Annotated in this window: 12 protein-coding genes; 9 read left to right on the top strand and 3 right to left on the bottom strand. The window is 38.8% G+C overall.

Features of this window, described 5'->3' with window-relative positions:
* Positions 1 to 16: 16 nt before the first annotated feature.
* The 4 genes from NE363_RS10940 to NE363_RS10925 all read left to right on the top strand — a co-directional run bounded on the left by NE363_RS10940 (position 17) and on the right by NE363_RS10925 (position 5,480).
* Positions 17 to 835: a hypothetical protein gene (locus NE363_RS10940; RefSeq protein WP_445535028.1), complete on the top strand. Its 819-nt coding sequence runs from the start codon at positions 17 to 19 to the stop codon at positions 833 to 835.
* 118 nt (positions 836 to 953) lie between these two features.
* Complete coding sequence (locus NE363_RS10935; protein WP_445535027.1) at positions 954 to 2,249, top strand: acyl-CoA dehydrogenase family protein; 1,296 nt, start codon at positions 954 to 956, stop codon at positions 2,247 to 2,249.
* A gap of 178 nt (positions 2,250 to 2,427) precedes the next feature.
* Complete coding sequence (locus NE363_RS10930; protein WP_445535026.1) at positions 2,428 to 3,819, top strand: LLM class flavin-dependent oxidoreductase; 1,392 nt, start codon at positions 2,428 to 2,430, stop codon at positions 3,817 to 3,819.
* A gap of 194 nt (positions 3,820 to 4,013) precedes the next feature.
* Positions 4,014 to 5,480: an MFS transporter gene (locus NE363_RS10925; protein ID WP_445535025.1), complete on the top strand. Its 1,467-nt coding sequence runs from the start codon at positions 4,014 to 4,016 to the stop codon at positions 5,478 to 5,480.
* 61 nt (positions 5,481 to 5,541) lie between these two features.
* Here NE363_RS10925 and NE363_RS10920 read toward each other — a convergent pair whose 3' ends face one another.
* Positions 5,542 to 6,726, bottom strand: a complete 1,185-nt coding sequence (locus NE363_RS10920) for a hypothetical protein (protein WP_445535024.1) — start codon at positions 6,724 to 6,726, stop codon at positions 5,542 to 5,544.
* Positions 6,727 to 7,169: 443 nt separating this feature from the next.
* On the opposite strand from NE363_RS10920, the gene tauA reads away from it, so the two are divergent.
* From tauA to tauD, 4 genes are read left to right on the top strand one after another with little or no spacing between them, the layout of a single operon-like run.
* Positions 7,170 to 8,210: a taurine ABC transporter substrate-binding protein gene (gene tauA, locus NE363_RS10915; RefSeq protein ID WP_445535023.1), complete on the top strand. Its 1,041-nt coding sequence runs from the start codon at positions 7,170 to 7,172 to the stop codon at positions 8,208 to 8,210.
* A 9-nt stretch (positions 8,211 to 8,219) separates the two neighbouring features.
* Entirely contained in the window at positions 8,220 to 9,014 is a 795-nt protein-coding gene (locus tag NE363_RS10910) for a taurine ABC transporter ATP-binding protein (protein WP_151745133.1), read from the top strand.
* Positions 9,011 to 9,880 (top strand): taurine ABC transporter permease TauC, encoded by an 870-nt coding sequence (gene tauC, locus NE363_RS10905; protein WP_151792968.1) that lies wholly within the window; start codon positions 9,011 to 9,013, stop codon positions 9,878 to 9,880. The genes NE363_RS10910 and tauC overlap by 4 nt, the downstream gene beginning before the upstream one ends.
* A gap of 8 nt (positions 9,881 to 9,888) precedes the next feature.
* Positions 9,889 to 10,770, top strand: a complete 882-nt coding sequence (tauD, locus tag NE363_RS10900; protein WP_400198993.1) for a taurine dioxygenase — start codon at positions 9,889 to 9,891, stop codon at positions 10,768 to 10,770.
* 69 nt (positions 10,771 to 10,839) lie between these two features.
* Here the strand turns inward: tauD and NE363_RS10895 are convergent, their stop codons facing one another.
* Together NE363_RS10895 and NE363_RS10890 are read right to left on the bottom strand one after the other, a co-directional pair.
* Positions 10,840 to 11,574, bottom strand: a complete 735-nt coding sequence (locus NE363_RS10895; RefSeq protein WP_445535022.1) for an aspartate/glutamate racemase family protein — start codon at positions 11,572 to 11,574, stop codon at positions 10,840 to 10,842.
* Positions 11,571 to 13,040, bottom strand: coding sequence for an NCS1 family nucleobase:cation symporter-1 (locus tag NE363_RS10890; RefSeq protein WP_445535021.1), 1,470 nt, complete (start codon positions 13,038 to 13,040; stop codon positions 11,571 to 11,573). The genes NE363_RS10895 and NE363_RS10890 overlap by 4 nt, the downstream gene beginning before the upstream one ends.
* 397 nt (positions 13,041 to 13,437) lie before the next feature.
* On the opposite strand from NE363_RS10890, the gene NE363_RS10885 reads away from it, so the two are divergent.
* On the top strand, positions 13,438 to 14,178 hold the full coding sequence (locus tag NE363_RS10885) for a GntR family transcriptional regulator (RefSeq protein WP_086497178.1): 741 nt from the start codon (positions 13,438 to 13,440) through the stop codon (positions 14,176 to 14,178).
* Positions 14,179 to 14,222 lie beyond the last annotated feature (44 nt).

The following is a 14,222-nucleotide window of genomic DNA, read 5'->3' as shown; positions in this document are numbered from 1 at the left end:
GCTTGGATGTTAAAAAATGTTTATTACTTCTCAACTCAATGTTCTACATAAAATTATTAAAAATCAGTCTATTTCTACCTTGGTAATAGATCAGTTAGAACAGGCTTATGTGAACCTTGAAGCAACTTTACTTAGAGCGAAAGTACTCAGAGACTTTTCTAAAACTCAAACGGTTTATTTAATTCAGTCGCATATTGAGCCACAGCAAAGCAGTTTGGCTTATCTATTCTCACCATTTATTTTTGCGAACCTAAACAAAGCTGCTATTTATACAACACCTGCAACACCACCTGTGCTTACTATTTTTAATAAATACTATCAAGCTGACAAGAAGGTCGTATTTAAGATAGATGAAGTTTTAGAAAGCCTAAAAATATATCTAGATTTAGAATTAATAGAGATGGGAGAAGCTGACTTTATTTATTTAAAATTAATCAAAGCATTGTGTCGAAGTGATATCTCTACAGTTTTTTTGATCACCCATTTGGAGCTTGATTTAGAAGCTTTAAAACAACTTGAACAGTTCTTAAAAATAAAAATTCATTGGGTCAAAGTCGTAAAAGATGAAAGTCTAAAAGGCTTAGATCAGCTAGATATGCGTAAATTATTATTTAAAAATAAAGATGAAGCATATGTACAGTTATGTGCTCATTTTGCGCAAATGAATGCAGCACTGGTCGGGTTATGCGATACCTTTACTGCTAGTCAAATGACGCACTTAATTGATGACATGTTTTATTCAGAACATATTTTTGAAAAGTTATCTGTCTATTCAGAATATATGCAAACCTTATTGCAAAGTCAGCATAGTCTTACCAAGAAAGAGATCGCTTAGAGCGGTCAGGCTTTTGATTGGTGTTATATCAAGATTGAATACTGTTATAAAAAAATAATCGTTTTCATGTGAAATAAATATTTTATGGTAAAAGCAAAGCAATATTGGTTTTACTTACATGACAAATTTAAATTTTGAGCATCATCTCGGTTCCTTAACACACGCAGCACTTAGTCAGGCCTCAATTATTTCTCGGGTGTGGGGTGAAGGACCAACTGAGCGTTATGATGAGTTGGCAAAAAATTTCAGACCGACTTTTGCCCTTATTAAAGAAGGGGCTTTAATCCGCGAGCAACAGCATATTTTGCCTTATGAACAACTTCAGTGGCTCAAAGATATTGGTTTTACACGGCTAAGACTTCCCAAAGCTCATGGTGGCTTTGATGCAACCATTCCTGAACTATTTGCATTGCTCATTGAACTTGCAGAAGCGGATTCAAACTTACCGCAAGCTTTGCGTGTGCATTTTGGTTTTACAGAAGATGTCTTGGTAAGTAAAGATAAAGCGTTTCAACAGCGTTGGCTAAGCCGAATTGCCAATGGCGAAACAGTGGGTAGTGCATGGTCTGAAGGCGGGAAAGAGTCAATCGATCAGTTTGAAACACATTTGTATCGAGACAGTGACGGAAAAATTCGCGTTAAGGGTAAAAAATATTACACCACAGGCAGTCTGTATGCAGATTGGGTTGATGTTGGTGTAACAGATTTAAAGGGTGAATCTGGCTCGGTTGTTGTTCGCCGTGAAGATGAAGGTGTCGAAATTGTCGATGACTGGAATGGCTTTGGACAGCAGCTTACTGCAAGTGGTACGGCATATTTCCATGACGTATTGGTCGATGAAGCTGAAATTTTACCTGACGATGACCGTTTTAAATATTCGGCGGCTTATTATCAACTGGTCCAACTGGCAATCATTACAGGTCTAGGGCGTGCTGCAAGCTATGATGTTTCTCAAGCTGTTGCTAAACGGACCCGAAACTACACGCATGCAAATGCTCAATTTGTAAAGCAAGATCCGCAAATTTTACAAGTAGTAGGTCAAATCCGTGGCGCGGCTTACAGTGCAGGGGCGATTGTGGAAAAAGTCGCACAAAGCTTACAACGTGCTTACTTAGCTGCATTTCAAAATAATGAGCAGCTTGAAGAAGAGCAAAATGCGCTTGCCGAGCTTGAAAGTGCACAGTCTCAAACGGTTATTACCGATTTGATTTTAAATGCTTCTACGATTTTATTTGACGCTTTAGGTGCTTTCGCAACAGACAAAGATTTAGGCCTAGATCGATACTGGCGTAATGTACGAACTTTATCTTCACATAACCCGAGAGTATTTAAAAATCGTATTATCGGTGATTTTAGTGTAAACGGCACATTACCACCGTATCAATGGCGAATAGGGAATGTTGCTAAACAATAAATTATAGTTTTAGATATTAAGCTGCTATTTTTAGCGGCTTAATATTATTTTGATTTTTTTAAATTAAATTATAAAAATCTATTAGAATAAAATCATATTTTGTTTGGGGTTTATATTATAAAGAAAATATAAAAATTGCTTTAGTATAAAAATTAAATAAAATGCTGGTTGATATTTTATGACTAAGAAAATTAGTTTTAATGCTTTTGAAATGAATTGTATTGCCCATCAATCTCCTGGATTATGGCGACATCCTCAAGATCGATCTGTTGAATATAAAGATTTAGAATATTGGACAGATTTAGCAAAAATTCTTGAGCGTGGTTTTTTTGACGGTATTTTTATTGCAGATGTGCTTGGTATTTATGACGTTTATCATCAAAGTGCTGAACATGCCTTAACAGGTGCAGTACAAGTTCCAGTCAATGATCCGCTACAGATTGTGCCAGCGATGGCAGCAGTCACAAAGCACTTGGGTTTTGGTGTCACGACCTCTATTTCCTTTGAACATCCTTATCCTTTTGCTAGACGTATTAGCACGCTAGACCATTTAACCAAAGGGCGAGTTGGATGGAATATCGTGACGTCTTATTTGGAAAGTGGTTCGAAAAACTTGGGCCTAAAAACTCAGGTGAATCATGACAATCGTTATGATATTGCTGATGAATACTTAGAAGTCCTTTACAAACTTTGGGAAGGCTCTTGGGAAGAAGGTTCGGTACTTCGTGACCGTGAAAGCGGTATCTTTGCTGACCATAAAAAAGTGCATCCAATTCAGCACGAAGGTAAATACTTTACTGTACCGGGCATCCATATTTGTGAACCATCACCACAGCGAACGCCAGTACTCTATCAAGCAGGCGCATCTTCACGCGGGCAGAAGTTTGCCAGTCAAAATGCCGAGTGTGTATTCATCGCAGCGCCGTCTAAAATTGCTACAAAAAAAGTGGTGCAGGGCATTCGCCAGAAATTGGCTCAGGAAGGCCGCGATCCGCACTCAGTTAAAATTTATGCACTTCTATCGATTGTCACTGATGAAACCGATGCAAAAGCACATGCTAAGTTTAAAGAATATCAAAGCTATGGAAGCTATGATGGCGCTTTAACATTGCTATCTGGCTGGTCGGGTGTGGATTTTTCTCAATACCAGCCAACGGACAAAGTTGAATATATTCAAACCAACGCGATTCAATCTTTATTAGACTCTTATGTAAATGCAGATCCGGAACGAGTCTGGACCATTGAAGAAATTGCAAACTGGAACAGTTTAGGTGGTAATGGACCTGTTCTTGTAGGTTCGGCAGAAACCGTTTCAGATGCTCTACAACAATGGGTTGAAGATACCGATGTCGATGGTTTTAACTTGGCCTACATTTTAGCTCATCAAACCTTTGCCGATGTGGTCGAATTTATTGTTCCAGAGTTGCAAAAACGAGGGGTATATCAAACCTCATATACACAAGGAACATTAAGAGAAAAGTTATTTGGTGCTGGGCCATATTTACCTGAAAATCACCGCGGCGCTAAATATCGTAATCTAAAGGAATTAAAACTTGCTGAGGCGAGTTAATATTTTGCAAAACCATTAAATAAATAGCTGGTTAAATACCAGCTTTTATTTTGTATTTTTATATCGGTTTTACTGCTGAGTTAATAAAGAAAAGATAATTCTATAATTTAGATTAAAAAATCAGATTAATTTGTTTTTGTATTATGTGAATAATCATTATTTTGTTCCTGTTATTAAAATTCAGGAATTATTAAGTGAGCACACAAGAACTCGATCATAACCATCGTTATGAAATTAAATCTCCCGATGATGTTTCACAATTAATTTCCAAATTTGCAGGGAAGGGTAAATCGAATAAAGTTATTTGGTTGGCATTGATTGGGGTGTTTATTGATGCCTATGATTTAACAACGCTATCCTTTGGTATTGAGCAAGTTATCTCAGAGTTTTCTTTAAGCCCTGTGATGACTGGGGTGGTGGCTTCAGCAATTGTCTGCGGAACCATTGTTGGTAACCTGATTGGTGGTTGGCTGACAGATAAAATTGGCCGTTATCGGGTCTTTATGGCGGACATGGTGCTCTTTGTCATTGCGGCAATTGTCGCAGGCTTTGCACCAAATGTTTGGGTTTTGATTTTAGCCAGATTTATCATGGGAATTAGTGTCGGTATTGATTTGCCTGTGGCAATGTCATACTTATCTGAGTTTTCCAAATTTAACGGTAGTAGCAACAAAGCAGCACGTTTAGCCGCATGTTGCCCAATGTGGTATGCCGCTTCTTCGGTCTGTTTTGGTCTAGTTCTGGCGCTTTATTTCCTTTTACCCCCTGAGCATAGCAACTGGTTATGGCGAGCATCTTTAATTTTTGGAGCAGTGCCAGCGTTACTCATTATTTTTATTCGCGGTAAATATTTAACTGAATCACCAATCTGGCTGGCAAACCAAGGCGATTTAAAAGGTGCGGCTAAAGTTCTACAAGAGTCTTATGCAATTAATGCAGTCGCTACAGTTGAAAAAGTAGAAAGAACTGCTGAAAAGAAAAAGCGCGAGGGTTTTGCAGTTTTATTTAATAAAACCTATTTGCCAAGAACGATTGTGGCAATTGTGATTCACATTTCGGTGGCATTTCAGTACACCACCATTGCTTTCTTTCTACCTTCTATTTTAACGCGTTTCTTTCATACTGATGTCTTGACGACGATTACTACAACGCTCGGACTCAATTTACTATTTGCATTTACGGGCGGGTTGTTAGGCGTATTTGTTGCTAGCAGATTTAAATCTCGTCATGTGTTGCTCACAGGCTTTTTACTCCAGTTTATAGCACTCATTGCGCTGGCATTAATTGGTGAACCCGGTAATAGCTTTTTACTCTATACCGCAATTGGCATGCTCGGTTTATGGCTTTTTGCTGAAGGCTTTGGGCCTGGGGCACAAATGATGGTTTATCCAACCATGGCTTATCCAGCTTCGATTCGTGGTGTTGGTGTGGGCTTTAACCGTGCAGTAACGGGCGTTGCTCAAGCAATTGCTTTGTTTGTTTTACCAATCTGGATGGCGGGATATAAAACTGATGTTTACCTGATTATTTCTATCTTTGCGTTTATTCCTTTAATTGTGATTGGACTACTGATTAAGTTTGAGCCTACCGCCCAAGATGTCGATGTTATCGATGAAGATAAAACAGAACTTCCTCTCAATAATTCACCTGTAATCGACTAGAGTAAAAATAGATATCTAAATGAAAACAAAGGCCAACATCTGTTGACCTTTGTTCTTGGAGTTAGAAGTAATAAGCAAAAATCACAAACGCTTTTTTGTTCCATTTATCATTGCTTCCACCAGCCGCAAGGCCTTCGCTATCGCCTAAATATGGGTCATGTTTACCCATCAGCAACTCGGCTTGTACCGTCAATTTTTGATAATTAAACGCAATACCCGGAATAAAACGGGTGGAGTCTTTAAAGCCATCTTGCTCTTTTCGATAAGAACTATAGTTTAGGTATGGGCGAACAGATGTAATAGGGCCAAACTGCTGAGGAAATAAATAGCTCAGTTCGGCTGAATAAATCTGACCTTTGGTTGCCGAGTTAAATGAATAATCGAAACCGCCCAAAGTCAGGTGGTCTTTATATTGATTGTCGGCATTATCAATGTCTTGATAACCAGCCAAAAGCTGTAAATTCCATTGGTTATAATTGGTGTTGCTAAAAACCGAATAGACTTGGCGATTCCCATCTTGTCCTGAGCGTTTGTTTTCAATGGTGGAATACCATGCAGAAGCACCCAGTTGGGTAGAGAAATTTTCTTGGCCTAAGACATTTTTAAAGGTATGAGTACCACGAACAACAATGGAGTTCTTTTCTTTGGTATTGGTGCCTTCTGGTACAGAGTCATCTGCATTGACAGGGTTGATACTAAATCGACTCGAGTCTTTGCTTTTACCTCTATAGGTGCCACCATCGGTAGGATAAAAGGCAAGTTGTGCCTCATTGATTCCATCATTGAAATCATATTTCACGCCAAGGTTGTGTACATCTTCCCAACCCGCACTGTTGGCAATGCCTAAATAATAAGTATTTCCCCAAAAGCGACCCAAGCCAAAAGGAACGGGGTTTAAGCCAGCAATAATTTTACTATTGTCATTAATTTTATAACCCAACCATGCATCGGTCAGCCAATTGGCATCGCCTAAACGCCCGTAATATTCATAAACCCGATAATCTAAGCGGCCAATCCATTTCGGGGAGTTGTAGTCCAGCCATAATACCGCGTCATTAAAAGAAAATTTACTGGTAGAGGGTTCAGAGTCAAAATCATAAACATATTTAGCCCGAACAGTACCACTTACTTTAAGTTCACCTTCTTCAGCATTACCAAAGGTAAGCGCTGCATGGCTTGAAAGACTAAAGGTAGTCAAAGTCGTAGCGATGAATATTTTTTTAAAATTTTGGGGATGTTTAAACAAAATATATTTTCTCCTCTTAAAAATAAAAAATTAAACTTGCGTCATGTATAAACCAGAAAAAGATTTGTCTAAATCTCAATATTTGCAGAGGTTTTAAGATAAAAAGATAATAAAATCTGATCTTTATAAAAAATGGCGAAAATTGATTAGACGTAAAACGTCTAATGCGATAGACCAAAAGAAAAAATGATTAAAGGTGAGTAGGATAAAATACTAGAGAGCTTATGTCAGGCTTTTCCAATCATATGATTTGGGAATAACGTTTTTAATTATTGATATATAAGTATTTTAATTTTGTATCTATTCTATAAGATTACTTAAAATTTTCTTTTTACCAAAAGATAAAAACTTATATGAAAAAGTTATTTATCAAAAATAGATAAGCAACTCATATTTTTTTATTTTTCATTATAAAGCCAGCTGCATACCATGAGCTTATATTATTGAAAGATCATGAAATTATGAGCACAAAGACCAAACCGTTGATTATCACGGCAATTGTGGTTGTAGCAATTGTTGCATTTATCGTATGGCAAAATAAAAAAGACAATAATACAAGTGCTTCAGTTCGCGACAGTAAACCTGTCGTGATCGCCTATCAAACAGGGGTGGACCCAAGCAAAGTTGCACAGGCCAATGGGGAATATGAAAAACATAGCCAACGTAATATTCAATGGAAAAAATTTGATGCGGGTTCAGATGTTGTAAACGCACTTGCTTCAGGCGATGTTGTACTTGGCAATATTGGTTCAAGTCCACTTGCTGCTGCGGCAAGCCGTGATTTACCGATTGAAGTCTTCTTAATTACATCAAAACTTGGTGCGTCTGAAGCGCTAGTAGTAAGTAATAAATCAGGCATTAAAACTCCTCAAGATTTAATTGGCAAAACCATTGCTGTACCGTTTGTTTCAACTACGCATTACAGCCTTTTGTCTGCGCTTAAACATTGGAACATTCCTGAAGACAAAGTAAAAATTATTAACTTGCGTCCACCTGAAATTTCAGCTGCTTGGGAACGTGGTGATATTGATGCTGCCTATGTGTGGGAACCTGCTTTAAGTAAAGCTAAAGCATCTGGTACGGTTTTAACCGACTCAAAACAAGTGGGTGAATGGGGTGCTCCAACTTATGACTTATGGGTTGTACGTAAAGATTTTGCAGAGAAAAATCCTGACTTCTTAAAAGCTTTTGTCCAAACCACGCTTGAGCAGCTTGAAAAATATAATCAAGATCCAGCCGCTTACGTTAAAGATGCCGATAACGTGCAAAAAATTGCACAGCTCACAGGTTCTGATCCAAAAGATATCCCGCTTTTATTAAGTGGAAATATTTACCTAGACCACGCTCAGCAAAAACAAACGTTAGATGGTGAATTTGCGCAAAATATTTTTGACACAGCGAAATTCTTAAAAGGTCAGGGCAAGGTCGATCAACTTAAAGCCGATTATAAAGGCAACGTGAATTCTTCATTTTTGCAGCCTTAAGGAGTTGTCATGAGTGTACTAGAAGCCAAACATATTCATCTGACTTTTCCTAAACAGCAAAAGCCAGTTTTACAAGACATTAACTTAACCATTGAAGAAGGTTCTTTAACCGTCATTTTGGGCGAGTCAGGTTGTGGCAAAACAACTTTGCTTAATATTTTGGCGGGGTTTCAAAAGCCGAGTTCAGGTGATGTGCTTGTAAATCATGAAGTGGTAAATGGACCAGATGTAACCCGCGCTGTCGTGTTTCAGGATCATGCACTCCTTCCTTGGTTGAATGTTGCAGATAATGTTGGCTTCGCTTTGCAGTTAAAAGGTTTAAAGCGCGCAGATATCGAAGCACAAGTGAGTGCAATTTTAAAAATTGTAGGTTTAAGCCACGTTGAAAAAGCCAATATTTGGGAACTTTCCGGTGGTATGAAACAACGTGTTGGTATTGCCAGAGCTTTGATTAGTCATGCACCGTTTATTTTATTAGATGAACCTTTTGCCGCATTAGATGCTTTTACACGTGAAAACATGCAGCAGTTAGTGCTCGATTTATGGATTCAACAAAATAAAAGCTTCTTTTTAATTACTCATGACATTGAAGAAGCATTATTGCTCAGCAATCAGTTAGTTCTGATGACAGCGCATCCAGGCAAAATTGTAGAAACTCTACATCTCGATTTTGCTAATCGATATCGTCAAGGCGAGTCTATTCGCTCAATTAAATCGGACCCTCAATTTATTCAGCTCAGAGAACAGCTGTTTGAAAGTTTAAGGGCGCAAAAGCAAAGCGGTAAGGAGGCGTTAACCACATGAACACTAAAGATAACGTCTATGAATATGACAAAGCAGAGCTAAAACTTAAGCCAGATGTGCAAACAGAAAATGCTTCATTTCTATCGTCATTTTTTGAGAAGCATCGCACTTTGGCAGTTAGCATAATTAGTGTGGGAAGTGTGGTCGCACTCTGGTTTCTCATTACTGCTTTGCATATCGTACCTGAACTGTTTTTACCGAGCCCACAGGCAGTCTGGCAAAAATTTATATCGGTCAGCCAAGAAGGCTTTATGAAGGCTACTTTGTGGCAACACTTGGCCGCTAGTATCTCGCGTGTGTTTTTGGCTTTGATTGCTGCCGTGGTGATTGGTGTTCCGCTGGGTTTGTGGATGGGGCTGAACAAATGGGTTCGTGCTGTTCTAGATCCTTTGGTTGAATTATTACGTCCAATTCCGCCGTTAGCGTATTTGCCGTTACTTGTTATTTGGTTCGGTATTGGCGAAACCACAAAAGTACTTTTGATTTTCTTCTCGATTTTGGCGCCTGTCATTATTAGTAGTGCGCATGGTGTTTTAAGCCATCAGCTTAATCGTGAGCGTGCGGCATTGTCGTTGGGTGCGAGTCAGTCACAAGTCTTTTGGCATGTCATTTTACCAACGGCTTTGCCTCATATTATTACCGGTATTCGTATTGGTCTCGGGGTGGGCTGGTCAACATTAGTTGCAGCAGAATTGGTTGCAGCGGACCGTGGTATTGGTTTTATGGTGCAATCGGCAGCGCAGTTCTTAATTACCGATACGGTGATTCTGGGCATTATTGTGATTGCGATTGTCGCAGTTAGTTTTGAGCTGTTTTTACGTTGGTTACAAAAACAGTTTTCTCCTTGGTATGGTCAGCAGTTGTAGTAAAGAAGATGAATACAGAAGTAGCAAACTTAAATATTGAAGTGATCAAGCCTACCATTGGCGCAATTATTCACGATATTGATTTGAATGCGTTAAATGAACAGACAACGCAACAAATCCAGCAGGCTTTGCTTGATCATCAGGTCATTTTTTTTCGAAAGCAACAATTAGCGCCGCAAGCACAAGCAGACTTGGCACGCAGTTTTGGCACCTTACACGTGCACCCGATTTATCCTTCAATTGAAGATGTACCTGAAGTGATGGTACTCGACAGTTGGAAACAAGACTTGCGTGACAATGAACTTTGGCACACAGATGTGACCTTTAGTAAAACCCCACCTTTAGGTTGTGTGTTGCAAGCCATTAAAATTCCACCTGTAGGCGGAGATACATTATGGTCGAGCAACACAGCAGCTTTTAAAGGGCTTCCGCTTGAGTTACAGCAAAAACTACGTGGCTTAACTGCAACACACGATATTCGTAAGTCTTTTCCGCTTGAGCGTTTTGCCCATAATGAAGAAGAGCGTGAAAAGCTTTTGCAAACATTTAAGCGTAATCCACCAGTGGTTCACCCAGTGGTGCGTACCCATCCGGTTACAGGTGAGCCTTTGTTGTTCGTAAGTGAAGGCTTTACTACTCGCATTAATGAGTTACCTGAACAAGAAAGTGAGCAATTACTTGATTTCTTGTTTGAACATGCGACCCAAGAGCAATTTCATTTGCGTTGGAAGTGGCAAGATGGTGATATCGCGATTTGGGATAACCGTTGCACACAACATAAAGCATTATTTGATTATGGCGATGCTCATCGCATCATGCACCGTGCAACTATTAACGGTGATGTGCCATTTTATAAAAATGAACAACAGCCAGAGTTAGCCGAAGTTTAATTCTTTGGTTTTCAGCCGTTTCAATTCCAACGCAGCATTTTGAGTTGGAATTGAAACAGTAATTTATTTCTAATGTGCTCCAAATCCTGACAATATGCCTGTATAACTCTTTACGGGAGGTGAGGCCCAATCACCAACTTTGCTGGTTTTTAAATTTAACTGGACTAACATTTCAACTTGTTTAACTGCTGCTGCAACGCCGTCAATAACAATCACTCCCAACTCTTTTTGTAGTTTTAGACACAAATCACTCATACCTGCACAGCCCAAAACAATCGTATCGCTTTTATCTTCTACTAGTGCTTTTTTGCACTCATCTCGTATGGTTCGATAAGCATCTGAGTCAGGAAGCTCCAACTCTTCAACTGCAATGTCACAAGCTCGAACATTTTTGCAAAATGGCGTAACGCCATAGCGATGAGCGAGATGCCAGCTCATATTCACTGTACGTTGTAAGGTTGTAACTACACTAAATCCAGTACTAACATAACTTGCAGTTCGCATAGCTGCTTCGGCAATCCCAATCACAGGTGCTGAAGTCATTTCACGGGCAGCATAAAGCGCAGGGTCGCCAAAACAGGCAATAACATAAGCATTTACACCTAGAAATTCACCTTGGCGAATTTCCTCTAGTACACCTACTGCACTTAATGCTTCATCATAATAACTTTCAATCGTTGCAGGGCCCATTTGAGGACTCACTGCAATAATTTGAGTACCAGAACTTGCAACTATCTTTGCTGATGCAGCAATTTTGTCTGTCATGCTTTGGGTGGTATTGGGATTAATAATTTTAATTTTCATTGTACTTTTGCCTTCGTCATTGCCGATTTAGCATGGGCAAGCGGTTGGTTAAGAAATCGGTAAATGACAAAACCGAATCCCATCCCAATAAACCATGTGAAATTAGCTAGCCCCGATAGTTGTGGTAAAAGTACGCAGAGAATAGGAATTAATGAAGCTGGAATTAAGGCATAAAAGGCAGAGTGGTTATAACCATTTTTGTACCAATACAAACCTTTGGTATCTAAGGTATATAAATCATCTACTACGATTTTTTGTTTTTTAACGAGGTAAAAATCAGCTAGCAATACGCCAAAAAGTGGGCCGATAAATGCACCTAAAATATCAATGGTGTAGTGGATTACTTGAGGATTATTAAATAAATTCCATGGGGTAATGAAAATCGAACCAACTGCTGCAATCATTCCACCCATGCGCCAGCTAATTTTGCTCGGTGAAACGTTGGAAAAATCAAAGGCAGGTGAAACAAAGTTAGCGACAATATTAATTCCAATGGTGGCAATCATTAACGTCAAGCTGCCTAAAATCACCACAAAGGTACTATCAAGTTTTCCAACCATCTCGACAGGGTCTGTAATGAGCTTGCCGTAGACTGGAAGCGTTGCCGCAATACACACCACAGTAAGTAAAGAAAAGCCTAAGAAATTAATCGGTAGTCCAAGAAAGTTACCCATTTTAATGGCATTAAAACTTTTGCCATAACGAGAAAAGTCACCAAAGTTCAGCATTGGTCCAGAAAAATATGAAACAACAAGCGCAATAGCACCAATCATGACTGGTACAACCGCAAAACCGTCGTATTGAACACCGCTCAAGTTTAAATCAATATTCTGCCAGCCAGCTTTCCAGATGAGCCATACTGCCATCACAAACATTACAACGTAGACAGCCGGACCTGCCCAGTCAATAAACTTACGAATACTGTCCATGCCAGACCAAAAAAGAATCGCTTGAAGTAGCCAAAGCAGCATAAAGCCAACCCATCCTAAATAGGAAAGTCCAAGAAAGCCATAATTTGAAATATCGGCATAGACCGACCATTCTGGAAAGAACTTTAAAATGACCAATAAGAAAGCACTTGAGGCCAAATAGGTTTGAATGCCATACCATGCGACAGCAATAAGACCACGAATAACAGCAGGAATATTTGCACCAAGCACACCGAAGGTTGCGCGGCAAATAACAGGATAGGGCGTACCAGTTTGTTGGCTAGACTTGGCAATCAGGTTTGTAAAAAACTGAACTATGGCAATGCCGATGAGTAAAGATAAAAGTACCTGCCAGCTATTGAGCCCAAGTGCAAAAAGGCTCCCAGCCATGACATAACCGCCGACACTATGAACATCAGACATCCAGAAAGCAAAAATATTATAAGCGCCCCATGTTTGCTTTTTTAAAGGAGCCAAGTCTTGATTTGTCAGTTTTGCATCATAAGAAGGTTTAATTATTGCTTTGGTATTATTCATCTTGAACACTCACTTCCTTAAGATGGAGGCACTTTCAGCAGTATTGTTTTTCTGTCTAAAAGAATGGAATTAAAATTGTGTACAATGTGATATTTAAATTGTGCACAATCTTAATTGAGCAAAAGTTATGCCAAATTTCAGAAGTAGCGCTTATGAGTTATCTAAACTGGTATGGATTTTGGATATGAAGAGATAAATTTATAAAATGAAAAGTGCTTAATTTTTTATAAAAAGTAAGTAAATTTAGCTGTATAAGTGGATATTTAGAGGTCTAATATTGAATTGTTTAGCTCAACATAAGTATTTGGGGAATGAGAGCAATATTCCAAAACGCTTAAGTTAAACTTACACTATTGTCATTAGATAAAGTTTTAAAAAGAGGGAGCATCAATAAAAAATGGAAAAATCAATGCCATCGAATGCACCAAAAAAAGCCGTAGAAATGAGCAATGATGAAATTGATGACCATATATATAACGCTATTGTAGATGCTATTTTAAATCGACAACTTGCCCCTGGCGCACGTTTAGTTGAAGCACCTTTGTGTGAAGCATTCGGTGTAACGCGAGGAGTGTTAAGACGTGTTTTTGTCAAACTTGCACATGATAAGGTCATCGAAATTCAGCCCAATCGTGGGGCACTCATCGCAAAACATAGTGCTCATGAAACAAAAGAGGTCTTTGAAGCACGCAGCATGCTTGAAATCGCTACTGTAAAAAAGCTCGCTCAAAAGTCACATAGCTTAGATTTTAGTGAGCTTCGAGGCTTAGTCGATCAAGAGTCTCATGAGCGTTTAGCTGGCAATTGGGCCGAGTGGATTAAGCTATCAGGGCAATTTCATTTAAAGCTGATTGAAGCAAATCAAAATACAATTATGACCAGTTATTTACAGACGCTTATTGCAAGGACTTCGTTATTAATTGGATTATATGAAATTCCCAAACATAATAATTGTTCGGCAGATGAACATCGTGCAATTTTAAATGCCATTGAGCAAGGCGATGAAAAGCGAGCAACTCAATTGATGGAAGAGCATTTAGAACACTACGCGACGACATTTGTTGAAGAAGACCACACAGCAACAGCAGATCAAAATTTATTAAATTTATTTAAAAATAAAAAAATTGAAACTATTTAAAATAACTAAAAAATAACGGGCCAATTCCTATGGAAAAGGCCCAG

It is taken from the genome of Acinetobacter sp. G18 (assembly GCF_052660225.1).
The sequence above is the reverse complement of the archived record's forward strand: the minus strand, read 5'-3'. Positions and strand labels throughout refer to the sequence as shown.